General features: G+C 71.7%; 19 protein-coding genes. 7 read left to right on the top strand and 12 right to left on the bottom strand.

What is annotated here, in order from left to right:
• Positions 1 to 71: 71 nt before the first annotated feature.
• Positions 72 to 938: a MerR family transcriptional regulator gene (locus BKA14_RS40705; RefSeq protein ID WP_184956049.1), complete on the top strand. Its 867-nt coding sequence runs from the start codon at positions 72 to 74 to the stop codon at positions 936 to 938.
• Positions 939 to 962: 24 nt separating this feature from the next.
• Here BKA14_RS40705 and fxsT read toward each other — a convergent pair whose 3' ends face one another.
• From fxsT to BKA14_RS40685, 4 genes are all read right to left on the bottom strand, one after another.
• Complete coding sequence (fxsT, locus tag BKA14_RS40700) at positions 963 to 4,886, bottom strand: FxSxx-COOH system tetratricopeptide repeat protein (RefSeq protein WP_184956048.1); 3,924 nt, start codon at positions 4,884 to 4,886, stop codon at positions 963 to 965.
• A gap of 2 nt (positions 4,887 to 4,888) precedes the next feature.
• The gene (locus tag BKA14_RS40695) at positions 4,889 to 6,352 is read right to left on the bottom strand and encodes a VMAP-C domain-containing protein (RefSeq protein WP_184956047.1); all 1,464 of its coding nucleotides are present in this window, start codon (positions 6,350 to 6,352) and stop codon (positions 4,889 to 4,891) included.
• Positions 6,353 to 6,504: 152 nt separating this feature from the next.
• Positions 6,505 to 8,283 (bottom strand): HEXXH motif domain-containing protein, encoded by a 1,779-nt coding sequence (locus BKA14_RS40690; RefSeq protein WP_184956046.1) that lies wholly within the window; start codon positions 8,281 to 8,283, stop codon positions 6,505 to 6,507.
• A gap of 110 nt (positions 8,284 to 8,393) precedes the next feature.
• Positions 8,394 to 8,570: a hypothetical protein gene (locus BKA14_RS40685; protein WP_184956045.1), complete on the bottom strand. Its 177-nt coding sequence runs from the start codon at positions 8,568 to 8,570 to the stop codon at positions 8,394 to 8,396.
• A 333-nt stretch (positions 8,571 to 8,903) separates the two neighbouring features.
• Between BKA14_RS40685 and BKA14_RS40680 the strand changes: the two genes are divergently transcribed.
• Both BKA14_RS40680 and BKA14_RS40675 read left to right on the top strand, forming a co-directional pair.
• Complete coding sequence (locus tag BKA14_RS40680; protein WP_184956044.1) at positions 8,904 to 9,830, top strand: CATRA conflict system CASPASE/TPR repeat-associated protein; 927 nt, start codon at positions 8,904 to 8,906, stop codon at positions 9,828 to 9,830.
• Positions 9,831 to 9,834: 4 nt separating this feature from the next.
• A complete protein-coding gene (locus BKA14_RS40675) occupies positions 9,835 to 11,043 on the top strand; it encodes a CATRA conflict system CASPASE/TPR repeat-associated protein (RefSeq protein WP_184956043.1) in 1,209 nt (402 codons plus the stop codon).
• A 3-nt stretch (positions 11,044 to 11,046) separates the two neighbouring features.
• Here the strand turns inward: BKA14_RS40675 and BKA14_RS40670 are convergent, their stop codons facing one another.
• On the bottom strand, positions 11,047 to 11,559 hold the full coding sequence (locus BKA14_RS40670) for a hypothetical protein (protein WP_184956042.1): 513 nt from the start codon (positions 11,557 to 11,559) through the stop codon (positions 11,047 to 11,049).
• A 143-nt stretch (positions 11,560 to 11,702) separates the two neighbouring features.
• Here BKA14_RS40670 and BKA14_RS40665 point away from each other — a divergent pair, with 143 nt between their 5' ends.
• From BKA14_RS40665 to BKA14_RS40655, 3 genes are read left to right on the top strand one after another with little or no spacing between them, the layout of a single operon-like run.
• A complete protein-coding gene (locus BKA14_RS40665; RefSeq protein ID WP_184956041.1) occupies positions 11,703 to 14,366 on the top strand; it encodes an ATP-binding protein in 2,664 nt (887 codons plus the stop codon).
• Between the two features lie 60 nt (positions 14,367 to 14,426).
• The gene (locus tag BKA14_RS40660) at positions 14,427 to 14,978 is read left to right on the top strand and encodes a DUF3558 family protein (protein WP_184956040.1); all 552 of its coding nucleotides are present in this window, start codon (positions 14,427 to 14,429) and stop codon (positions 14,976 to 14,978) included.
• A 13-nt stretch (positions 14,979 to 14,991) separates the two neighbouring features.
• Entirely contained in the window at positions 14,992 to 15,651 is a 660-nt protein-coding gene (locus BKA14_RS40655; protein ID WP_184956039.1) for a polysaccharide deacetylase family protein, read from the top strand.
• A 25-nt stretch (positions 15,652 to 15,676) separates the two neighbouring features.
• Here BKA14_RS40655 and BKA14_RS40650 read toward each other — a convergent pair whose 3' ends face one another.
• On the bottom strand, positions 15,677 to 16,474 hold the full coding sequence (locus BKA14_RS40650) for a class I SAM-dependent methyltransferase (protein WP_184956038.1): 798 nt from the start codon (positions 16,472 to 16,474) through the stop codon (positions 15,677 to 15,679).
• Positions 16,475 to 16,536: 62 nt separating this feature from the next.
• Here BKA14_RS40650 and BKA14_RS40645 point away from each other — a divergent pair, with 62 nt between their 5' ends.
• Positions 16,537 to 17,496 carry a DUF1152 domain-containing protein gene (locus BKA14_RS40645; protein WP_239092654.1) on the top strand — a complete coding sequence of 320 codons (960 nt, stop codon included), beginning with the start codon at positions 16,537 to 16,539 and terminating at the stop codon, positions 17,494 to 17,496.
• Between the two features lie 4 nt (positions 17,497 to 17,500).
• On the opposite strand, the gene BKA14_RS40640 is transcribed toward BKA14_RS40645, so the two are convergent.
• From BKA14_RS40640 to BKA14_RS40615, 6 genes are read right to left on the bottom strand one after another with little or no spacing between them, the layout of a single operon-like run.
• Entirely contained in the window at positions 17,501 to 18,217 is a 717-nt protein-coding gene (locus tag BKA14_RS40640) for a GntR family transcriptional regulator (protein WP_203722128.1), read from the bottom strand.
• 49 nt (positions 18,218 to 18,266) lie between these two features.
• Positions 18,267 to 19,589 carry a M20/M25/M40 family metallo-hydrolase gene (locus tag BKA14_RS40635; RefSeq protein ID WP_184956036.1) on the bottom strand — a complete coding sequence of 441 codons (1,323 nt, stop codon included), beginning with the start codon at positions 19,587 to 19,589 and terminating at the stop codon, positions 18,267 to 18,269.
• On the bottom strand, positions 19,586 to 20,383 hold the full coding sequence (locus tag BKA14_RS45430; protein WP_184956035.1) for a PfkB family carbohydrate kinase: 798 nt from the start codon (positions 20,381 to 20,383) through the stop codon (positions 19,586 to 19,588). The genes BKA14_RS40635 and BKA14_RS45430 overlap by 4 nt, the downstream gene beginning before the upstream one ends.
• Positions 20,380 to 21,135: an ATP-binding cassette domain-containing protein gene (locus BKA14_RS40625; RefSeq protein ID WP_184956034.1), complete on the bottom strand. Its 756-nt coding sequence runs from the start codon at positions 21,133 to 21,135 to the stop codon at positions 20,380 to 20,382. Before BKA14_RS40625 ends, BKA14_RS45430 begins: the two co-directional genes overlap by 4 nt.
• Positions 21,132 to 22,169, bottom strand: a complete 1,038-nt coding sequence (locus BKA14_RS40620; RefSeq protein WP_184956033.1) for an ABC transporter permease — start codon at positions 22,167 to 22,169, stop codon at positions 21,132 to 21,134. Before BKA14_RS40620 ends, BKA14_RS40625 begins: the two co-directional genes overlap by 4 nt.
• Positions 22,170 to 22,227: 58 nt before the next feature.
• Positions 22,228 to 23,304, bottom strand: coding sequence for a substrate-binding domain-containing protein (locus BKA14_RS40615; RefSeq protein ID WP_184956032.1), 1,077 nt, complete (start codon positions 23,302 to 23,304; stop codon positions 22,228 to 22,230).
• Between the last annotated feature and the right edge of the window lie 12 nt (positions 23,305 to 23,316).

Raw genomic sequence — 23,316 nt, 5'->3', positions numbered from 1 at the left:
GGCCCCCGCACGCGGACGCGGGTGAGCGACGACTTGACCCGGACCCTGGGGTACGGGTTTAGGGTCGCGGCATGCGGGTGGGTGAACTGGCGCGGCGCACCGGGACGACGGTCCGGGCGTTGCGCTACTACGAGGCGGCCGGGCTGGTTGTGCCGCGGCGGCTGAGCAACGGCTACCGCGAGTACGAACCGCTGGCCGAGCGGCAGGTCGCGCAGATCCGTGAGCTGATGGCGCTGGGCCTGTCGGTCGAGGAGACGCGCCCGTTCGTGGAGTCGATCGCCGCCGGTGACGACGTGTGCGCGGCCGCCTTGGCCACGTTCCGGAGCACGGTCACCGGCCTGCAGAACCGGATCGGTGAGCTGACGGCGCAGCGGGACGCGCTTGACGCCCGCATCGACGAGGCCGCCCGCCAGGTCGTCACGGCCGCGCCCGTACGGGGGTCGGATCCGTCCGCGCTGGTCGGCACCTCGCTGCCCACGTTGCGCTTCTTCGCCACCGACGGCCGCCCGGTGGACCCCTCGGCGCTGGGCCCCGGCCGTACGGTCATCTTCGTCTACCCCTTGACCGGCCGCCCCGGCGTCGACCTGCCCCGCAGCCTGCTCGAGGTGCACGGCGCCCGCGACCAGGCCCTGTGGCTGCGCGACCACCACGCCGAGATCCTGGCCGCGGGGGCCGCCCGCGTCTACGGCCTGTCGGCCCAGTCGACCGGCTATCAGCGCGAACTCGTGCACCGGCTGCAGCTGCCCTACCCGCTGATTCCCGACCCGCGGCTGACCCTGGCGTCCGCGCTCGGCCTGCCCACCCTGGCCGCGGGCACCCTTTACGACCGCCTGACCCTGATCGTCACCGACGACGTCGTCGAACACGTCTTCCACCCGATCCATGACCCGGCTTCACACGCCCTGGACGTGATCCGCTGGTTGGCCCGCCTGTCCTGATTCAGCGGCGTCGACGGCTCGAGCTCACAGCGGCATCGGATCCATGTCGCAGTTGGCCCGGATCCAGTTCTCGGCGTCGGTGGTGGCCGGGTGGGTGGCCCGCAATGTCCGGCGGTAGCGGTCCAGGGTGTCGTGCCAGAGCGCTTCGGCCTCGTCCACGCGGCCGAGCTCCCGCAGGTCGATCGCCAGGTTGAGGGCCGCGGCCAGGGTCGACGGATGGTCCTCGCCCAGCACCCGGCGGTAACGCTTCAGGTTTTCCGCGTCGAGGTCGTAGGCGTCCTGGAACTCCCCGGCCGCGTACAGATCGCTGGCCAGGTTGGTGGTGCAGCCCAGCGACAGGATGTGGGAGTCGCCGAGCCGGTCGTGCAGCCGCCGCACGGTCGCCTCGTTGAGCGCCCGGGCGTCGGCCAGGTTGCCTCGCAGCCGCAGGATTATGGCCAGGTTGCCGCCGGCCGCCAGCGTGTGCGGGTGTTCCTTGCCCAGCGTCTGCCGGAACCGGCGGAAGTTGTCCTCGGCGATCACTTCGGCCTCGTCGAGCAGGGCGGCCTGCCGCAGGTCGAGCGACAGGTTCAGGGCCGCGGTGAGCGTGCTCCAATTGTCCGGCCCCAGCACCGACTCGTAACCACGCAGGGCATCGCGGGACAGCGCGAGGGCGCCCTCGTGGTCACCGGCTTTGCGGCGGGTCACCGACAGACCCCACTTGGTCTCCAGCATCTGCGGGTCGCGGTCGGTCAGCGTCTCGAAGAACGTCACGGCCAGCGCCTCGAACCGGTCGCGGGCCTCCATGTACTCGCCGAGCTGGCGGCGGGCGATGATCACGCCCCGCAACGCGACCAGGCTTTCGACGTGCGCCGGGCCGTGGGTCCAGACCTTGGTGTCGTAGATCTGCTGGTCGAGCCGGCCCGCTTCCTCAAAGAGCCCGGCCAGACGCAGGCTGACGGCCAGGTTCTGCGCGGCTTTGAGGGTGGGCGGGCCGTCGTCGCGGAACTCGGCCTGGCACCCGGCGTAGACCTGGCGGGAGAGCTCGACCGCCTCTTGGAACTTGCCCTGAGCGCGCAGGTCGGCCGCGACGGCCTGCAGAGAGTCGAAGGTGGCCTCGTGTTCGGGGCCGAGCAAGGCGCGGTGGGTCTCGAGCAGTTCCAAGTTGTGGGTGGCCGCCTCCTCGGAGCGGCCGAGCGCGAACAGCACGTAGCCCAGCCATCGGCCGATCTCCAGGCGCTGCTCCGGATCGGGCTCCCCGGCCGGTGGGGCCCAGGCCTCGTACGCCTCCCGTGAGATGACCAGGCTTTCCTTGAGGTCGCCCCACCCGGCGTGGTACCTCGCCTCGTTGATCACCAGGCGGCGCAGGTACGGGTCGACGGCCCCGGTGATGGCGCCGGACGCCCGCAGGTGCGGATACAGCTCGGCGTACCACGGCCAGGAGGACCGCTCGTCGGGCTGGTTGGGGTCGTTCGCGGCGAGCAGCCGGTAGGCCCGGTCGCGCATGGTCTCGCGCTCCGGGTCGGTCATGCGCCGGACGAGAACGGATTGCACCAGGCGGTGGAGCTGAATGTTGTTGTTGACGTGGTCGATGCGGGCCAGCGCGTACCGGCTGATCTCGAGCACCGCCCGGCCGAACTGGATCGGGTCGCGCAGCGCCGAGTCGGGTTCGTCCTCGATCTGGGCCACGCCGGGTCGCAGCAGCAGGTTCCGCGAGATCGGCTCCGGGGCCAGGAACGCGCAGATCTGCAGCAGGCGCAGCGCGGCCGGCCGGTTGCGGGCCAGATAGTCGAGCGAGACGTTCCACGCCGCCGCGACCGGGGTGTTGTAGAAGGGCGCCGGGGCCGACATCTCCATCAGCTCGGTGGTCTTGCTCTGGAACAGGTCGAGGTATTCCCGGGCTTGCATGCCGGTCTCGGCCAACCACGCGCCGGCCTGTTCGATCGCCAGCGGCAGGTCGCCCAGCGCCTCGGCCAGTGCGTCGGCGTCGGCGTCGGTCAGGGCCGGGCGATCCGAGGGCCGGCCCGGCCGCTCGGTCCGCCGCCGCAGCAACGCGACGCTCTCGGCCCGTTTGAAGATGTCGACGTCGATCTGCCGGGCGACGCGGGACCACTGCAGGTTGCGCGACGTCACGATGATGCGGCCCGGCCCGCCCTTGGGGAAGTATTCGGCGACCACCTCGGGGCTGTCCGCGTTGTCAAAGATCAACAGCCAGTTCGCGTACGGCTCACCGCGGCGCAGTGCCTCCCGCACCGCGGGCACGGCCGCGGCCTCCGCTCCGACCGGCAGGCCCAGCCGCTGGGCGAGCTCCACCATTCCGGCCACGATCTGCGAGGGCTGCTCGGCCGAGATCCACCAGATCACTTCGTACTCGGTCTGGTGCTGATAGACGAACTCGATGACGACCTGGGTCTTGCCGACACCGCCCATGCCGTGCAACGCCTCGGGCAGCACCGCCGTGGTGCCGGTGGCCAGCCGCGTCTGCAGCTCCGCCAGCAGGTCGAAGCGGCCCGTGAAGTTCGGGTTGCGCGGCGGCAGGCGCCCGAGGATCACGGGTAGACGCCCGGCCGGACCCGGGGGCCGGGGGGACGTGCCGAAGAACTCGGCCCCCGCAGCCGGGCCCGGCGGTCCGGCCGGCTCCGGCAGCGGGGGCAGCGCGGACGACGTCCCCCGGGGCCGGGCCAGGTGCCGTTCCATGTCGGCGGCCGGCGAGAGGTAGGGCCCGGAGAGCGCCCGCAGCACCCCGGCCAGCACCTCGGCCAGCCGGCGTTCACCGGGCTCGATCCGGCTGATCGTCGCCGCCGCAGGCGACCGTACGGTGGTGGCCACCAGCCGGATGATCGGCACGCGGTCGCCCAGGTGATGATCGAGCAGGTGGATCACCTGTTTGGTGGTCTGCTGCTGTGAGGCGGCGAGGAGCGCGGCCCGGGCGCCGGGGACGAACCGGTGGGTGACCAGGCCGGACTCGTCGGCGGCGGGGTCGGCCTCGACCGGGCGCAGCAGACCGGCCACGACGATCTCGGCCAGGTGCCCGGGGCCGGAGCGGGGCATCAGCTCGGCCTGGATGAGCCGCATGATGGGGATGCTGAGGGGTGCCGCGGCGAGCAGCTGGGCCAGCCTCACCGCCTCGGGCGAGGCCCCGGCTTGGAAGTGCGCGACCGCCGGACCGGGACGCACCCGGGCCGGGTCGGCCGGCGGCGTGGGCGACACCGGCGACGACTCGCCCGGGCCGCCGACGAACAGGCAGGGAATCTCGACCGGATCGGACCCGGGCGACGCGATCAGCCGGGCCAGCTCGTGCAGCCACGGGCCGGCGAGCTCGATCACCGGAACGGTCAGGCCCTCGTCGGCCGCGCCGGCCGGCCCGGTCAGACCGGCGTTGGCGACGGCGTCGCCCAGCGGGGAGAGCGCCGTACGCTGCCCGATGATGCCGGACCTGCCCCAGATCTGCTGCGGCAGCATGTGCACGATCGCGACGAAGTGGGTCGCGCCCCACGTGCGCAGCGCCTCGGCCAGGTGCCCGTGCCGCCAGCCGGGGGCCGCGCCGTCGGTGCAGATCAGGATGCAGCGGGGCCGGCCCGGGGTGACCAGGATCTGCGCGACGCGGTCGGGCTCGGGGTCGATCGGACCGGCCAGGCGGGCCGGCTCGGCGGCAGTCGACGGCACCCGCAGCCGCCAGCGCCGCACCCGGCGGAAGACAGCGAGCCGGCTGACCTCGTCGGCGAACGCGTCGATGGCCTCGGTCCACAGTTGCATGGAGTAGTGATCGTCGACGAGGACCTCGAAGTCCCACTCCTGCCGGGAGACGTCGAGCTCGGCCAGCGGCAGCAGCGCCGTGGCGACCGTGCCGTCGCCGGGGTAGCTCACCACGACCGGCCACTGCACGTCGCCGCCGGGCAGATGGACGGTGCGCTGCTCGATCAGCGGGGCGTCGTCCGGCCGGTCCTCCGGCGGCAAAGTCTCGGCCACTGCTACCTCTCCCCCGCGGTCGCGTCGAACTCGCCCGGGAGGCGGGACGGATCGTCCCAGAGCAGGACGAGCCCCTGACCGACCCCTCTGTCATCCTCATTCATCGATGTCGTGATCCTCAAGCGCGATGCGCGATCCGGCAGTTCTGCCATACCCCCGTCGACGATCAGGTTCTCGACCAGTTCCAGGAACGTCGGGCTGGGGCGCTCGGTGCGGTGCCAGATGACGATCGGCACGCCGGTGCGAATCGCGATCCGGATCTCGCGGGCGGCGCCGTCGGACGCGCCGGGCGGGGGCTCGCTGAGGATCATCGTGACGATCCGCTCCTCGGCCCTGATCGCCTCCTCCAGTTTGTGGCCGGCGCCCCGGCTGGCCAGCCATTCCGCGCTGCCCGGACGGTCGCGCAGGGTGCCCCAGCGCTGGTTCCACGCCCGGCGGCGACGCGGATCGCGGATCCGGTCGAGGCTGCGCACCACCACCGGATAGTGCCGGTAGAGCGGCACCGCGCCGTCGTCCGGGTCGTTCTCCTTGCTCCACTGCTCGACCGGCAGGTTGAGCAATTCGAGCGGGAGCAGGAACTCGAGGCGCAGCCCGCCGTCACCGGACGGCCACAGCGTCTCGGCCGAGGCCACGATCTCCGTCACAGCCGCCTCCAGACCGGCCCGGGGCACGAGCCGGCCCGCGCCCCGGTTGAACGGCTGATCCGGCGCCCACTGTGTCCAGTGGACCACCGAGTAGCGCCCCGGCCGATCGAAGTCGATGGCGATCAGCAGGGTCGGATCCCAGCTGTGGCGGACTGCCGGCTGCGTCAGGCCGAAGCTTGCGCGCTGGAACGGGCCGGTGATGCCCCACTGCCGCACGAGCCGGTCGAGCGTGCCCCGCAGGGGGCGGGCCCGGTCACCGGGCAGCTGACCGGTGACCAGCCACAGGAAGATCGTGCAGGGCGGCACCCGTTCGTCGCTCCCGTTGAGACCGGCCAGGTGGACGAACGCGTGCCAGGCGTCCATGCAGTGCGCGGGCAGCGGCAGGAACTCGTTGGGGCGGGAGCGCAGATAGAGGTCACGCAGGTTGGTCAGGACCAGGTCCTGCAGCCCGGATCTCAGCGCCCACCAGTCGTCGGCGTCGAAGTTGGCGGCCGCGTTCCACTCGTCGTGCAGCCGGAACAGCCGCACCCTATCGGCGGTGCCGAGCCGGGCGGCCAGGACGGCCACGAGGTCGCCCAGACATTCCGCGCCGACACAGCCCCGTACCACGTAGGTCAGGTGCACCTGGGTGTCGGCATCGCGCTCCACGGCCAGATCGCCGTAGTAACGCTCGGTCACCGCCGCGACCAGGGCGTCGCGCTCGGCCACGGTGGCGAAGGTGCCGCAATTGCCGAGCAGGGCGATGATCCCGGCCTCGATGCCGGATCGGACGGCAAGCAGGCCGCGGGGCTCCGGCCCCGGGTCACCGAACCCCGCCGTCACCGGCGCTTACTCAGCCAAGCCCGCACCGATATCTCCTCTCGCGTGCCCGAGAGCCCGTCGACGGAGAACTGAGGACGGAAGGACCGGGGATTCCGCCGGGGGACGGTCGGGAGACAGGTCGAAGACTACTGATGGTACTGATATGACGCCACTCAGCAAGACTCGAACCAGTCAACGAGTGATCGCGCCGACGCCGTCCCCCCGCGATCGGCGATCCGCCGGGCCACGGCCCGGACGAGTTCCGGCCGCGCGAGCAGCGTCTTCGGCGCCTCGCCGAGGGCCGCCAGGGTGAGGCCCAGACCGAGCCAACCGTGGGGATCGCCGGGGTTCGCGGCCAGATGCCGGTCGTAGCGGTCCCGCGCGTCGTGGTAATCCCCCGCCACATAGGAGAAGTCGGCCTCGAGTGTCCCGGCGACCACGCGACCGGCCTCGGCGGGCGCGGCCCGGAGCCGCGCAAACTCTTCCGGGTCGCCCAGCCGGATGCGGGTGAGCACGGCCCGGCTGTCGAGCCGCCCGACGCCGATGTCGACCACCGGGTCCGGGTCGGCCGCCTCGGGCACCGCGGGACAGGGCCGCCCGGTCAGCCAGGCCGTCGTCAGGGCGTCGACCGTGTCGTCCGGCACGGGCAGGTGATAGCAGCGCCACTGGCCGAAGTGGTCGGCCGCCGCGGCCTCGCCGAGCGCCCGCAGCCGCGGGTCGATCGGCTCGGACAGCCACTGCTGCACGGTCTCGGCGAGGTTGCCGACGAGCAGCCGGCCCGCCGGGGTGAGCGCGGGATGCTCGCGGAGACCGGCCAGGACCCGGTTCAGCTGGTGCCGCCACAGAGCGACCTCGAACGTAGCCACGGCATGTCCGCGTCCGCGGTAGAAGTCGGTGACGCCGGTGAAGGCGTACACGCCTTGGAGCAGCCCCGGGAGGGGGCGGGGGTCGTCGCGCCAGGGCGCGTACAGGCGTGCTGCGGGCCGGTCGGCCACGAAACGGAACAGATGCAGAACGGCGCCGAGCCGGACGTGCTGGGTCTCGTGCACCAATGTGGAGGCCAGCTGCTCCTCGTCGTCGGGCATTGAGGCCAGCACCGCCGCGAACGCCTCGTCGCAGGACGCGCTCAGCGGCCGCAGCGGTTTGCCTCGCGGGATGGGCACGAGCACCGTCAGCGTCGCCGCCACCGACTCGGCGGCCGTCCTGTCCTGCTCGACCAGGATCCGCCAGGCGCCGGTGAGCAGAGTCCGCCACCGCTCGACGTCGCCGGGGTCGAGCTGGGGCGCCGCCGAATAGCCCTGCAGGTTCCGGTACGGGTCGAAGTCGTCCAGGATCACTTCGAGGTGCGCCCCGTCGGTCTCGGCCACACAGCGCACGGCCGGATGCCAGTCCGATGCGCCCGATGCGACAGGCACCCGGCGGTCGCCGTTCGTCATCGTCACCACGCCGCTACGAGCTTCGACCTGGGCGGTCCCGGCGTCCACAGCGGGGAACGTTGCGTAACCGAGGCCCGGCAATACGGCCAGACCGTCACGCACCGGAATGTCGATAGTGAAGTCGAGACCGGCTCGGACAGCCGACGCTGCGGCCAGCGCGTGCAGATGCCCGAGGTCGAGCCAGAGCGGCGCCGGATCGGCGATCACGCCGCGGAGGCGCCGGAAGACGTGAGCGGCCCAGATCCCGGTCAGCGGATACATCATGGTCTGCTCGGCCGCCGCGCGGTCCGCGCTCTCCGCCTCGGTGATCAGTCGCCACGCCTCGGCCGGGGGTGCGAGGGGACCCACGTCGTGCCGCCCGGCGGCCAAAGTGTGCAGCAGTCCGTAGAGGACGATCATGCGGGCGCTGCGTTCCGAGACCGCCAGGCGCCGTACGGCCTCGGCGGTGCCCCGGCCGTGGGTGAGCTGGGCGAAGTCGACGGCCGGAACGCGGTGGTGAGGGCTCTCGATGATCAACGCTGTCCCCCGGCTACCAGAACATGGGCAGCCGCGATTCTCGTTGCATCCCCTGGGAACGGCAAGGGTGACACGGGCCGGGCCGCCGTCTTCACCCGGGCGGGAGAGCGTCAGTCGAGCCGCTGCGGGTTGTAGCCGTTGATGGACTGGCTGGGCTCGTCGATACGCCGCAGAAAGTCGGCCAGCGACGGCTGGAAGGTGCGCGGATCCTGCTCGGTCAGCTCGCCGAAGCTCAACCCGCTGAGGTCGGGGAGCCCGGTCTCGACGTCTGCTGACTCCTGGGCCATCCCTGCCACCTTCGAATACGGACATTTGCTGCGGACAGCCACACGGACCGGGCTATGGTAGCCCCTCGACTAGGGCGTCACGCGACAAAGGTAGGTCGCCACGCGGGGTGTCGCGACACGACGTAAGCGCGCCGTGACGGCACGCCCCTCACTCTTCGTCATTAGGATGCTAGCCCCGATGCCCCTCGGCCAGGGTCCGAATGACCGAGCCGGTACGAGACGGACGGATGGTTCGTCAGCCGGAACGCGTCACCGGATCGGCCGAGTCCGCGGATGTGCTCGTGCTGGCTACAGTCGTCAGCACAATCGCACCCCGGCGGACGGGAGGTGGCGGTGACCGAGGATCAAGAGCTGGCGGCGCACGCCTTCCTGCCCCTCAGCGGCCCCCAGTCGGCCGGCACGTGGACCGACGCGGGCGCCTTCTGGGCGCGATGCCGCAGCCTGCTCGGCCTCTCCGAGGCCACGGCGCCCGGCGTGCCGGTCGATCTGCCGGCCGCGCCGATCGCCGCCGCGCGCGACCACGCGGGCCGGTACAAGCTGACCGCCCGGTGCGAGCGGGATCTGCTGACCGTGTCGCTGCTGTTCGCCGCGCGCACGCCGGCGTCGGCCCGCCGGGTCCGCATCGGCTCGGCGAACGGGTGGGCCGACTTCACCCGATGGTGGTCGCAGCTGGCCAAGGGTGTCCTGGGCACCGCCATCGGCACCTGTCTCGTCTTCGGCGCCCGGCGCTCCGCGGCCGACACCGACGCGCGTCGCTGGGCCGCCGCGCTGCCGCCCGCGCCGGACGACGCCGACGGATGGTGGCGGCATCCGCGCGAACTGCGGCCGGGCACGCTGATCTGGGACGTCACGGCCGGGCCGCACAGCCGCAACCGGCGACTGGTGGTGCTCACCCGGCCCGGCGACGGCACCGGCCCCAGCACCCGCTCCCTGGCCCTCGCGGCCCGCCTGCGCTACGAGGCCAGGATGCACGGCCTGTCGGCGAGCCTGGTGCGCGAGGTCAGGGAGTCGGCGAGCAAGGTGGCCGGCTGGCGGCTGGCCGAGGCGCGGTGGCAGCGGGTCGACCGCGCGCTCCGGATCGCGCTGGACGCAGCCGAGGCGTCCGACGGCCACGCGCTCGGATCCGCGGCCGGGCAGCTGGAATCGCTCGGGCCCATCCGGCTGGGCCGCGTCGGCGGCAGCCCGGCGTTGCCCTGCCCACCGCCGATCCACGCCCGGTTGCGCCGCCTGTCGATCGCCCTCGACGCCGAGGCCCGGTGATCGCATGCGCGTGGTCGATCCCGAGCTGGTGGTGCACATCTTCGCCCCGTTGACCGGTCCGCGGGCCGCAGCGGCGTACGCGGAGGCGCGCCGGATCTGGCTGAACTGCCGGCTGCAGCTGGGGATGGGCAGCCCCGTGCCCGAGCTGCCGCAGCATCTGCCGGCCGCTGTCGCCGACCTGCCCGGCGGCACCGAGACGGTGCTGGCCGCCCAGGAGCGGATCGGGGCCGACTACCAAGCGGTGGCGCGGCGCGTGGACGACATGCTCAACGTGTCGGTGATCCTGTCGCACCGCGATCCGTCCCACCTGGACTGGTCCGAACTGATCAACAACTGGGTCGGCGTCGCCGCGCCCTGGCCCGACGGGCTGCTCACCCGGGCCCACCTCTATCAAGCCAAGATCGAGGACGGGACCCCGCGCGAGATCGACCCGGTGCTGGCCGGTGAGCTGACCGGTGGGCTCCCGGTCGAGCTGCCCGAACGCTGGTGGGCCGGCGGTACCCGGGTCGGCGAGCACCTGGTGACGTACGACCCGGTGGAGCAGGCCGGCCCGCAGTCGCTGCTCGTGCTGGCCCCGGCCGAACGCTCGGCCGAACTGAACGCGTGGACGTGGTCGGACGGCAGTGCCGCCCTGCCGCCCGTGGCCCGCCTGCTCGGCCGTCCGCCGCCGCCCGCCACCGCTCCTCCCGCCTTCTCGGTGCCGGTGGCGCCGACCTCCGTCAGCGAGACCGCCCGCCGGGTGCTGGTCTGCGCCTCCGACGAGCAGGTGCGCGACCGGATGCACGTCTTCCTGCGCTCGATCGGACTGAAACCGATCGAGCGCGACGAGTGCGTCGAGGCCACGCACAAGCTCATGCCGACCACGCGGGAGATCATGCTGGCCGGGTTGCACCTGGCCGCGGTCACCATCGTGGTGGCCACCCCCGAGGTGACGAACGAGGCCGGGGTGATGCGGCCGAGTCAGGACCTCATGTTCGAGGCCGGTCTGGCCATGGCCCTGGAGCGGCAGACGATCCTGGTGGTGGCGGGCGACCTGGTGCTGCCGGCCGGCATCGGCGACGGCTACATCCGGCTCGCCGACAGCGCCAAGGCCAAACAATCCCTCGTACGGCGTCTCATGCTGGCCGGCAGCGAACCGGACACCAGCGGCGGCAGCTGGCTTGAACCGGGCGTGTTCGAGGGTCTCGACGCCTACACCCGGCGGCCCCGCTGAGGGTTACGGGTTCTTGCAGGTCCACTTGATGCTGCCGGTGACGGCGTCGCCCGGGAGGCCGCCCTCGCCGGTCGTGGCCAGCTTTTTGAACGTCCACGTGCCGCCGCCCTTGTTGTCGGTGGTCACGGAGCTCGACGTGGAGTCGGGCCACGTTCCGTAGATCTTGTTATCGATGGCGATGCTGGGCCGCGAGCCCGGCGCCACCAGCTGGTCCTTGGGATAGGAACCGGGGCCCGCGTAGTCGTCGACCCACAGCTCGACCGTGACCTTGCGGCCCGAGACGTCGCCGTCGAGCAGACCGGCGATGGCGTACAGGGTCTTGCCGTCGTCCTGCCGGGTGCCGCGGGAGTATTCGTCGCAGCTGTCGAGGAACTTGCCGTTGAGCGACGGGGCGAGGGCGGTCTGCCGGCCTGAGAGAGCGGTCGCGCCGTCGAGGTCGAAGGTCAGTGTGACCTTCGGGCCGAGCGAGAAGTCGCCGCCGTTGTCCGCATCGGCCGTGATGGGTGTTTCCTCCATCCCACAAGCGGTCAGTGTCGCCAACACGATCGTGGTCATTATCGCTGCACCGGTCCGCCGTGCACTTAGCATGTCTTCACTCCCTGTCCGACCTGTGCGGGAAGCCTGACCGGCGCCGCCAAAAATCCACCAAAGAGGCGCGGGTGCGGTTCGAGGTTCTGGGGCCGGTTCGGGTGTGCGACGACGACAACGGCGAGGTGGCGGTGCCACCGAAACCGCGCGCGTTGCTGGCCGTGCTGCTGGCGGCCGGTGGCAAACCGGTGACGGTGGACAGGCTGCTTACCGAGTTGTGGCCGGACGGCGCGCCGTCGACGGCCACGGCGACGCTGCAGATGCACGTCTCCGCGTTGCGCAAGGTGGTGGGTGACCGGGTCGGCACGGGCGCCGGCGGCTACCGGCTCGACCTGACCGGGGCGGGTTTCGACGCGGCCGAGTTCGAGCGCACACGGGATCTGGGGCTGTGGCGCGGCGACCCGTACGAGGGGGTGGCCGCGGGGCCGTCCGTCGCGGCGGCTTCGGCCCGGCTGGCCGAGCTGCGGCTGCAGGCCCGGCAGGAGTGGGCGCAGCGGGCCCTGGCCGACGGCCGGCACGTCGAGGCGGCGACCGAGCTGGCCGGGTGGGTGGCCGCTCAGCCCACCGCCGAGGGCCTGGTGCGGCTGCTGATGGTGGCCCTTTATCGCTCGGGCCGGTCCGGCGAGGCCCTTTCCACGTACGACCGGACGGCCGCGGCCCTGGCCGACCTGGGCGCCCATCCCGGCCCCGAACTGGACGCGCTGGCCGCCGCCGTGCGCCGGCAGGACCCGACCCTCGACCGGCCCGCGCCCGGTGTGCCGGCTCAGCGCAACCGGTTCATCGGGCGGCGGGCCGAGCTCGACCGGGTGATCGAGCTGCTGGGCCAGGCCCGGCTGTTGACGATCGCCGGGCCGGGCGGGGCCGGCAAGACCCGGCTCAGTGTCGAACTGGCCCGTGAGGTGGCCGCCGACCACGAGACGGTGCACGTGGTCGAGTTGGCCGAGCACCGGGACGGCCCGTTGGAGATCCGGCTGGCCGCGGCGGCGGGCATCCGCGAGGAACCGGGCACCCCGATCTTGGACACGGTGACGCGGCAGCTCAGCGGGCGGGTCCTGCTGGTGCTCGACAACTGCGAGCACGTGCTGGCCGAGGCCGCGAAGCTGGCGTACACCCTGCTCGCGGCCTGCCCGGGGTTGCGGATCGTGGCCACCAGCCGGGAACAGCTCGGGCTCAGCGGCGAAGTGATCTTCACGTTGGGCGGGCTGGCCACTCCCGCGCCCGGTTCCACCGACCCGCATTCCGACGCCGTACGGCTGCTGGCCGATCGGGTGGCCGCGGCGCGCGGCGGCACCGGGCTGGCCCCGGCCGAACAGGCGGTGGCGGCCGAGCTGTGCCGCCGGTTGGACGGCCTGCCGCTCGCCATCGAACTGGCCGCGGCCCGGCTGCGCGCGCTGCCGCTGTCCGAGGTCGTGTCGCGCCTGGACCGCCAGCTCGACCTGCTCACCGGCCGCTCCCCGGTGGCCCGGCACCAGACGATGCGGGCCGCCATCGACTGGGGGTACGAGCTGCTCGACGTCCCCCAGCAGGAGCTGCTGCGCCGGCTGGGCGTGTTCGCGGGCGGCTTCGAGCTCGCGGCGGCGGCCGCGGTGGCCGGCGGGGACCCGCTCGACCCGCTGACCCAGCTGGTCGACCGGTCCATGGTCGAGTGGCGGGACGGGCGTTACCGGCTGATCGAGACGATCCGCGAGTACGCCCGCGAACGCCTCGGTCCGGCCGAGCGCGCCTCGGCGTACGGGGAACTGGTGGGTTATTGGACGACCAGGCTGGCCACGCCGCCGCCCGTGGACGGGCCCGCGCACACCGCGTGGGTGACCACGATCGGAGCCGAGCACGACACGATCGTGGCCGCCGCCGACTGGGCGCTGCGCGAAGGCGATCCGGCGCGCGGGCTGGAGATCGTGGCCGCGATGTGGTGGTACTGGTGGGTCGCCGGGCGGATGGCCGAGGGGCTGGGGTGGCTGGACCGGGCGCTGGCGGGCTCGGCGGAACCGTCCGCGTTGCGGGCCCGAGCGCTGCGGGCGGCGGCCGCGCTGGCCCGCAACTCAGGTGACCTCGTACGGGCCCGGCAGCTCGGCGAGGAAGGACTGGCCACCTTCCGCACCCTGGACGACCGCAAGGGCGTGATCGCGGCGCTGAACAATCTGCTGATCACCGCGCAGGCCCAGGAGGACTACCCGGCTTCGCTGGCCTTCGGACGGGAGGCGCTGGAGGTGGCCGAGCGCGAGAACGACGCCCGGATGGTGGCCGCGGCCTCCAACAACACCGCGGGCACGCTGCGCTGCATGGGCCGCCTGGACGAGGCCGAGGAGCTGTTCACGAAGGGGCTGACCGGGTTCCGCGCCCTCAACGACCGGCGGGGCGAGGCGGCGGCGCTGAGCAACCTGTCCATGATCGACCGGCGGCGGGGCCGTTACGAACCGGCCCGTACGGCGATGCGCGAGGCTCTGGCCATCTACACCGAGCTGGGCATCACCGAGGGGCAGCTGGACGCCGTGGAAGGCCTGGCCCAGCTGGACGTGCTCGAATCCGCCGCGGAGAACGGGCTGCGGCTGCTCGTGCTGGCCGAGCGGGAACGGTCGGCCCTGGGCGCGCCCAGTTTCACCCCCGACGAGATCGCCGACCGGGACGCCGCCGAGGCCGCCGCCCGCGCCGCGCTGTCACCCGCTCAGGTGGCCCGCGCGTACCGCGCAGCGTCGGAGACGTCGCTGGACCGGGCGGTGGCCGAGCTTCTTTAGGGATTTTTTGGCGGCCTCGCACAAAGTCTTCCCCAACAGCACTTCTCTTGAGGAGACTTCGTGAAGCACCGCCTCGTCGCCCTGGCCGCCCTCGCCGCCGTCTCCCTGACCGGGGGCTGCGGCCTCATCGAGTCCGCCGTCAACGGCACGCCCGCCCCGGCCCAGACCACCCCGGCCAAGGCCAAGCCGACGCCGGCCGGCACCGAGCCCACCGCCGACTCGGGCTTCGGCTCGGTCAAGGACTCCGGCGACATCCCCGACGTGTGCCGGCTGCTCTCCAAGCAGGAGGTCACGTCGCTGACCGGCCGCACGATCACCCAGATCGACGAGGACGGCGCCGAACCCGGCGACGCCACCCGCTTCTGCCAGTGGCAGCAGGAGAGCGGCCAGCTCGCGGTCTTCCTGAGCCGCACCACGGCGTCCGACTTCGACGTGATGATCGCCGAGGCCACCCCGGTCGACGGCGTGGGCGAGGACGCGTTCCTGCTCTCCGGCCACCTCTACGTCCTGTACGGCACGGTCCAGCTCGACATCTACTCCCGCGGTGGCTCCGACGAGCAGAACCTGGCCGAGGCCAAGAAGGTCGCCAAGGTCCTGCTGCCCCGGGTCTGACCTACGATGACTCATGGTTGACGTGTTCTTGCGGTGGCGGGAGCCGGCGGTCCGGCTGCTGTCGCGGGCCGTTCCCGGTGACGTGTTGTGGTTCGTCGAGACCGCGGAGCCCGTGTTCGGGCTGACCTTTGATGACGGGCCACATCCGCAGACGACGCCGGGGCTGCTCGCGGTGTTGCGGCGGCATCGGGCGAAGGCCACCTTCTTCCTGGTCGGCGAGCGGATCAAGGCGAACCCGCACGTGGTCGAGCAGATCGTGGCCGAGGGGCACGAGGTGGCCAACCATCTGATGCGCGACGAGCGGTCGGTGCTGGTGCCCGACGAGCAGTTCGAGCGGGAGCTGGCCGAGACCAGCCGGCTGCTGGCGGCGTACGGGCCGGTCCGGTGGTTCCGCCCGGGGTCGGGGTTCTACAAACCGCGGATGCTGCGGGCGGCGGCCGGGCAGAACCTGCGGGCCGTGCTGGGCACGGTGGTCGCGGCGAACACGGGTGGGCCGGGCGACGCGGCGATCGCCGGCGGGCTGGCCACGTCGGTGCGGAAAGGGTCGATCGTGGTGCTGCACGAGGGCACCGAGAAGCGCCGCGGGGTGGTCGCCACCACCGATGAGCTGCTGACCGCGCTGGCCGGACGCGGGCTGACCGCGGTCACGGTCTCCGAGCTGGTGGCCGGTTAGCGCCCGACGTCGGGCGCGGGTCGATTCACGATTTCTTGTGCCCGATCGCAAGCCGGGTCCGGTACTGCTTGGTGATCGCTCCGCCGTGAACCTCGTCGATCAGGTGCGCGATGCACGCCAACAGGCCGTTGCGCGCCTGCGGGGCCAGGGCTCGAGTGCCGGAGTAGGTCATGAGCAGGTTCAGATATTCACCGGCCGTGTAGGTCTGTTGCCACTCGTAGCGCCGGAAGGCGACCGGCCCGAATCGTGCCGATCGATCGAACTCTGCCGTCTCCTCCGGGGTCTCGTCATCGGTTGTCAGGCGCATGCCGGGCGGCGTCGCGGGGTCGAAACGTTCGTAGCATCGTTGCGCGTCGGCGAAGAAGGCGTTCGTGCCGCCGGCGATGTGGTGAGTCGAGACGATGCCGAGCGATCCGCCGGGCCGCAGCAGGTCAGCGACTTTGCTCATGCGCAGGCCGGGGTCGAGCCAGTGGAAAGCGGTCGCGGAGAGAACCACGTCGAACGGTCCGTCCGGGGGCGGCCAGTCCTCGAAGGCCGCCGCGACGACGGTGACGTTCGGGAACTGCGCGAGGTTCCGTCGGGCGCGGGCGGCCATGTCGGGGCTGAGGTCCATCGCGACGACCTGGCATCCCCGCCGGGCCAGGGGCAGGGTGGCTTGGCCGGTGCCGCAGCCGATCTCCAGGACCCGAGTGTGCGGACCGAGATCGGCCAGCGCGTCGAGGTCGGTGAACAGCCGGGGCGGATAGGCCGGGCGGAACCGGTCGTAGAGTTCGGCGTCCTGGCCGAATGTCGTGCGCAGTGTTTCCCGGTTGGTGTCGGTCATGGTGGCCGGTCATCCCCTCAGGTCGGGCAGCCTCGTTGGCTGACATGGTCGATCATTGGCCGGTGACGTTCTCGTTGGACACCCCGCCGCTGTTCGCTGCGCTGGCCCCCGCCCGCCGCGTGCTGATCGCCGGGGCCGGTGGCGGCTTCGACGTCTACGCCGGCCTGCCGCTGGCCCTGGCCCTGTGGCACCGCGGCGTCGAGGTGCACCTGGCCAACCTGTCGTTCTCCGAGCTCGAACTGGTCGACCGCGACTCGTGGCTGACGGAGCAGGTGGTGGCGGTGACCCCGGCGTCGGCCAGTCCGGACTGGTACTTCCCCGAGGGGGTGCTGGCCAAGTGGCTGGCGTCGCAGGACCTTCCCTCGACCGTGTACGCCTTCCCGCCGCTCGGCGTGCAGACGTTGCGGGAGGCGTACGAGCATCTGATCGCGCTGCACGACATCGACGCGGTGGTGCTGGTCGACGGGGGCACCGACATCCTCATGCGCGGCGACGAGAACGGGATCGGCACCCCCGTCGAGGATCTGACCAGCGTCGGCGCCGTGGCCGGGATCGACGTGCCGGTCAAACTGGTGACCTGCCTGGGGTTCGGCATCGACGCCAACGACGGCGTGCACAGCGTCGAGGTGCTGGACAACCTGGCCGCGCTCGACCGGGAGGGTGGCTACCTGGGCGCGCTGTCGATCCCGGGCTCGTCGCGGGAGGCGCGGCTCTACCGGGCCGCCGTGGCCGACGCGGCCGCCGCCACCCCCGACCGCCCCAGCATCGTCAACGGCCAGATCGCCGCGGCCCTGGCCGGCCAGTTCGGCGACGTGCAGTTCACCCGGCGCACCACCGGCAGCACGCTCTTCGTCAACCCGCTGATGGCGATCTACTTCACCGTCGACCTCGACAAGCTGGCCGCCCGCTGCCTCTACCTGGACCGCATCGAGAACACGGTCGGCCGCCGCCAGGTGATCGGCCGGATCGAGGCCTACCGCAACGAGGTCACCACCCGCATCCCCCGTGCCTACCCCCACTGACGGCTCAGCGGCGGCGGACCACGTTGAAGGCGATCTCGCTGCTGCGGTGGTAGTCGACGGCGTACAGCACCCGCTCGCCCTCGCGCGAGATGCACGTCTCCTCGACCAGCAGCCAGGGGTCGTATTGAGCCAAGTCGTACGTTGTGGAGTGCTCGGCGGGCAGGTTGGCCGCGGAGAGCCGGGCGATCGACGACACGACGTGGTGCCCGTGACCCTCCAAGATCTTGGTGATGGAGGCACCCCAGTTGCGGTACTCGAGCGGGCCGGGCAGCGCGTCGCGACGGATGATGTTGATGCTGAAGACCATCGGCTGGTCGTCGCCGAGCCGCAGCCGCACCAGCCGGATGACCGGGTCGCCCTCGTCGAGCTGCAACTCGCGGGCGACCCGGGCGTCGGCGGTGGACTCCTCCACGCTCAGCACCACGTTGGTGACCGTGTAGCCGAGGCCCTGCAGCAGCTCGGTGATGCTCTCGTAGATGTTCACCGGCCGCTCGATCGGCAGCGACCCCAGGGCCGACACGAACCGGCCCCGGCCCTGGATGGCGGTGACCAGCCCGTCCTGCTCCAGCAGCTTCAGCGCCTCGCGGATCTTGTTGCGGGAGACGCCGAACCGCTCCGACAGCTCGGGCTCGGTCGGCAGTTGATCACCCGGCCCCATCCCGTCCTGCGCGATGAGCTGACGGATGTCTTCCTTCAGCTGGGGAGCCATCTTGGCGGTCACGGTTCTCTCCTCGGCAGAGAGCGGCTGGGGATGAAAGGCAGGGGTCACTTTACGGTCGGTTGCACCAGTTCAGCGCGGCCCGGGCGAGGAAGGCGGCGGAGAGGGCGATGTTCTCGAGCCGCACCCGCTCGTCGGCCGCGTGCGCCCGGCGGACGTCACCGGGCCCGCAGACCAGGGCCGGGATGCCCTGGGCCTCGTAGAAGTTGGCGTCCGACTGCGCCGCCGCGGTGACCGGAGCAGCCAGCGGATGGACCCGTGGGTCGGCGCCGGCCAGCCCGGTGCGCGCGGCCATCATCTGCCGGGTGAACTCGCTCTCGGGGTCGGTGTAGGCCGGTGGCCACGTGTCGGTCCAGGTGAACTCGACCGGGTGTTCCCGCAGCCAAGGGTCAAGGTCCGAGGCCGTACGGATGTGGTGCTCGATCTCCCGGCGGATCTGCTCGGACGTGTTGCCGGGCGGGAACGACAGCAGGTAGTCGATGCGGGCCCGGTCGGGGAAGAACGGTGCCGCCTCGACACCGACGTCCGCGCGCAGCACCCCCGGATGGATGATGAACGCGCCCGGCGGGAAGGCCGGATGGCTCTTGCTGAAGGCCCACTGCTCCTCGAGCTGGCGCATCGCCTGATAGACGTAGAACGCCTTGTCGATGGCGTTGACGCCGATCGCGTCGCCGGTGCCGCCGGCCCGGATGGCCAGGTTGCGGGCGGCCCAGTGCGCCGACTTCCCCCGTACGGTCAGCGAGAACAGATAGTTGCCGGCCGCCACGTTGGAGACGTCGAGCACCCGGGGCTCGGGCGAGGTCGGCTCGGGCACCAGGGCACCGTCCACCGTGTAACCCGCCTCGAGCACGGCCGTGGTGCCGATCTCGTGGCTCATGGTCTCCTCGCCGACCACGGAGTGGATGTGCAGGTCGCCGTCGAGCGTGACGCCGGCGTCCCGCAGCGCCTTGGAGGCCAGCCACATCGCCGCGTGCCCGGCCTTCATGTCGGTGGCGCCGAGCCCGTACAGGTAGCCGTCCTCGACGACCGCCTGCCACGGGTTGTCGAAGCGGCCCCGCTGCGGGGCCACCGTGTCGATGTGCCCGTTGAGCGCGAGGGACCGGCCCCCGCCGGAGCCCGGCCGCACGGCGACCAGGTTGGGACGGCCCTCGGCCACCTCGACCCAGTTGAGGTCGAACCCCAGCGGGCGCAACGCCTCGGCCAGGACCTCGTTGGCCCGCCGCTCCCCGCCCTCGTAGTCGGCGCCGTCGACGCCGGGCTGGCGCGGGTTGACGCTGCGCACGGCGACCAGGTCGACGAGCAGCTGCTGGGCGTCGGCCGCGCCGGCCGCGATCGCGGCGTCGATGGCGGCCAGGGTGCCGTCGGGGTCGGTCATCGTGACTCCTTGTCCAGTGGCCGGTGCGGCCAGCCCGAGCGGTACGCACAGGTGGCCGCGGCGAAGCGGGCGCCCGTGGCCAGCGCCTCGGGCAGCGTGGCGCGGCGCAGGCGAGCCGCGATGAAACCGGCGATGAAGCTGTCCCCGGCCCCGGTCGTATCGACCACGTCGGCCGGCAAGGCCGCCTGCTCGTACCAGCGGCCCTCGCTCAGGCCGACCGAGCCCTCGGCGCCGCGCGTCGCCACCACCACGCCCACGCCGGAGGCGGCCGTGCCCGCGGCCAGTTCGCGGGCGTCGCCGGTCTCACCGGCCGACAGGAACGCGACGTCGAGGTCGGTCACCCCGGTCGCGACCGCGCAGTCCTGGCTGATGGTGACCCGCCCGGCCAGCGCCTTCCGCAGCCGGGTGGCCTCGGGCAGCATGCCGATGTGGACCCAGGCGGCCCCGGCGATCCGGTCGATCTCGGCGTCGGCCGGGAAGTACTCGGCGGTGACGCCGAAGTCCTCTCGGTCGAAGGTGCGGTCGCCGTTGGCGGCCACGCTGATCTCGGTGACCGCCGTCGGCCCGTCGAGCACGGTGAGGTCGCCGGTCGCGATGCCGTTGACCTCGAGCCCCGACCGGATGACGGCCGCAAGCGCGTCGGTGCCGACCGCGCCGAAGTAGCGTACGGTCACGCCGGCCCGGGCCAGCTGAACCGCCACGTTGAAGGCGTTGCCGCCGGAGTATTCGCGTTCCTCGCCGCCGGAGTAGCGGTCCACGCAGTTGTCGCCGACGACGGCGACCCAGGTGCTCACAGCGTCTGCGCTCCCGTCATGATCGCGACGGCGTCGGTCATCGAGTGGCTCTGCGGGGTGATGGTGCCCGCGCACTTGCCCAGGCGCTGGATGTGGATGCGGTCGGCCACCTCGAACACCTGCGGCATGTTGTGGCTGATCAGAATGACCGCCACCCCCCGGTCGCGCAGGGTGCGGATCAGCTGGAGCACCTGATTGGACTCGCGCACGCCGAGCGCCGCGGTCGGCTCGTCCAGCACGACCACCTTGGAGCCGAAGGCCGCGGCCCGGGCTACCGCGACGGCCTGCCGCTGACCGCCGGAGAGGTTCTCGACCGGCACGGTGACGTCCTGCAGCGTCGAGATGCCCAGCTCGGTCAGCTCGGCCCGGGCCCGCTCGCGCATGCCCTTGACGTCGAGGGCCCGGAACACCGAGCCCGTGATGCCCTTGCGCCGGATCTCGCGGCCCAGGAACAGGTTGGCCGCCACGTCGAGGGCCGGGGAGACCGCGAGCGTCTGATAGACCGTCTCCAGCCCGGCCGCCCGCGCGTCCTGGGGCCGTTTGAAGGTGACCGGCTCGCCGTTGACGAACAGCTCGCCCGAGGTCGGGATCTCGGCGCCGGTCAGGCACTTGATCAGCGTGGACTTGCCGGCGCCGTTGTCACCGATCACGGCAAGGATCTCGCCCGGCAGCAGCTGGAGCCCGACGCCGTCCAGGCCGACCACCCGCCCGTACGTCTTGACCAGGTCTTTCGCCTCGAGAACGGGGGTCATGACTTCGCCTTTCGGATCCACTGGTCGACCGCCACGGCCACGATCACGAGAACGCCGACCGTCAGGGTCTGATAGAGGACGTCCAGGCCGGCCAGGGCCAGGCCGTTGCGGAACACGCCAACGATCAGGGCACCCAGCAGCGTGCCCCAGATGACGCCGCGACCACCGAACAGGCTGGTGCCGCCGATCACGACCGCGGTGATGGAGTCCAAGTTCAGGTCGACCCCCGAGTTCGGGCTGGCCGCGCTGGTACGCCCGATCTGGATCCAGGCGGTGATCGCGATGATCGCCCCGGCGACCAAGTAGACCGAGGCCAGCACCCGGTTGACCCGGACACCGGAGAGCCGCGCGGCTTCCTTGTCGTCGCCCACGGCGTAGACGTGCCGTCCCCACGCGGTCCGCTTGAGCACGTACGCGATCAGGACGTAGAGGGCGAGCATGATGAGCACGCCGACACTGATCTTGATGCCGAGCACCGGGATGGTCTCGCCGGTGAGCTTGAGCGTGTCGGACAGCTCGGCGCCGCGCACCGTGTTGCCACCGGTGTAGAGCAGCGTCAAGGCGGTGAAGATGCTCAGCGTCCCCAGCGTCACGATGAACGGCGGCAGTTTGAGGCGGGTCACGAGCAACCCGTTGAGGCTGCCCGCGGCGATGCCGGCGGCCAGCCCGAGCACCAGGCTGAGCGTCGGCGGCACCCCGGAGGAGGACGCCGACTGGGCCATCACCATGGCCGACAGGACCATCGCGGCACCCACCGAGAGATCGATTCCCGCGGTCAGGATGACCAGGGTCTGCGCGATGGCCAGGGTGCCCACGACGGCCACCTGCTGGGTGATCAGGGACAGGTTGGCCGGGGCCAGAAAACGCTCGTTGAGCAGCCCGAACACGAGCACCGCGACGACCAGGACGACGGCGGGGCTGATGGCGGGATACCGGTGCAGCAGGTCGCGCACGCGGGAGAGCGGCGTCGAGCGGTCAAGAAAGGCCGACGACAGATCCGGTGTCGCGGTCGGCGGCGGTGCGGTATTGGTCATCCAAAATCTCCAGAACTGAGCCGGGCGGGAGCGCTCGCACGCCCCCGCCCTCCAGCCGTCAGAAACAATCCTTGCGGCCCTCGGCCGTGTTGATGCTGGTCACACCGTCCATCGGCTCCTCGGTCACGAGGCTGACGCCGGTGCTGACGAAGTCCTTGCCCTCGTCCGACTTGGGCTGGGTGCCGTTGACCACCAGGTCGTGGATGGCCTGGACGCCCTGCTCGGCCATCTTCAGCGGGTACTGCTGGGCGGTGGCCTGCAGGATGCCGTCCTTGACGTAGTTCACGCCGTCGCAGGCGCCGTCGATCGAGACCGTGATCAACCCGTCGGTCTTGCCTGCGGCCTTGAGCGCCTGATAGCCCCCGTACGAGGCCGGCTCGTTGATGCCGTAGATGACGTTGATGTTCGGGTTCTTGCTGAGCAGCGTCTCGGTCGAGGTGCGGCCGCCGTCCTCGGTGCCCTCAGTGGGGAGGTTGCCGACGATCGTGTACTTGCCGCCCTTACCCCCGGTGTAGGTGCCGGTCTTGGCCTCGTCGCCGTTGACCTTGGGGTCGGCCACGTCGATGCCCATGCCGGTCAGGAACCCCTGGTCCCGGTCGTAGTCCACGGACAGCACCTTGTCGCCGAACAGGTCGAGCAGCGCGATCGTGGCGTCCTTGCCGTCGAGCTTCTTGGCCGTCCACTCGCCGACCAGCCGGCCCGCCTCGAAGTTGTCGGTGGCGTAGGTCGTGTCGACCAGCGAGGCCGGGTCGGGCACCGTGTCGAGCGCGATGACCTTGACGCCGGCGTCGCGGGCCTTGGCGATCGCGTCGAACACTCCCGGGCCGTTCGGGGTGATCAGGATGCCTTGGTCACCGCGGGAGACCGCGTTCTCGATGGCCTGGATCTGGGTGTCCTCGTCGCCGTCCACCTTGCCGGCGGCGACGGTCAGGTTCACGCCCAGTTCCTGCGAGGCCTTCGTGGCGCCGTCGGCCATCTTCTTGAAGAACGAGGTGCCCTGCGTCTTGATGATCAGCGTGACCGACACCTTCTTGTCGTCGCCACCGGCGGCAGTGCCGCTGTCCGACGAGCAGGCCGCGAGGCCCAGCGTGAGAAGCGCCGCGCAGCAAGCGGCCAGGACCTTCCGATTCACCATGGGGGGTTCCTT

The organism is Paractinoplanes abujensis, from assembly GCF_014204895.1.
GTDB classification, from domain to species: Bacteria; Actinomycetota; Actinomycetes; order Mycobacteriales; family Micromonosporaceae; genus Actinoplanes; species Actinoplanes abujensis.
Note: the sequence above shows the minus strand (reverse complement) of the source record. Positions and strands in the feature narration are given on the sequence as shown.

Bases quoted from the DNA above. Each gene is read 5' to 3' on its own strand.
- BKA14_RS40705 (WP_184956049.1), top strand. From the start codon at position 72: ATGCGGGTGGGTGAACTGGCGCGGCGCACCGGGACGACGGTCCGGGCG.
- BKA14_RS40685 (WP_184956045.1), bottom strand. From the start codon at position 8,570: ATGGCCCAGGAGTCAGCAGACGTCGAGACCGGGCTCCCCGACCTCAGC.
- BKA14_RS40675 (WP_184956043.1), top strand. From the start codon at position 9,835: ATGCGCGTGGTCGATCCCGAGCTGGTGGTGCACATCTTCGCCCCGTTG.
- BKA14_RS40670 (WP_184956042.1), bottom strand. From the start codon at position 11,559: ATGGAGGAAACACCCATCACGGCCGATGCGGACAACGGCGGCGACTTC.
- BKA14_RS40655 (WP_184956039.1), top strand. From the start codon at position 14,992: ATGGTTGACGTGTTCTTGCGGTGGCGGGAGCCGGCGGTCCGGCTGCTG.
- BKA14_RS40650 (WP_184956038.1), bottom strand. From the start codon at position 16,474: ATGACCGACACCAACCGGGAAACACTGCGCACGACATTCGGCCAGGAC.
- BKA14_RS40635 (WP_184956036.1), bottom strand. From the start codon at position 19,589: ATGACCGACCCCGACGGCACCCTGGCCGCCATCGACGCCGCGATCGCG.
- BKA14_RS40625 (WP_184956034.1), bottom strand. From the start codon at position 21,135: ATGACCCCCGTTCTCGAGGCGAAAGACCTGGTCAAGACGTACGGGCGG.
- BKA14_RS40620 (WP_184956033.1), bottom strand. From the start codon at position 22,169: ATGACCAATACCGCACCGCCGCCGACCGCGACACCGGATCTGTCGTCG.
- BKA14_RS40615 (WP_184956032.1), bottom strand. From the start codon at position 23,304: ATGGTGAATCGGAAGGTCCTGGCCGCTTGCTGCGCGGCGCTTCTCACG.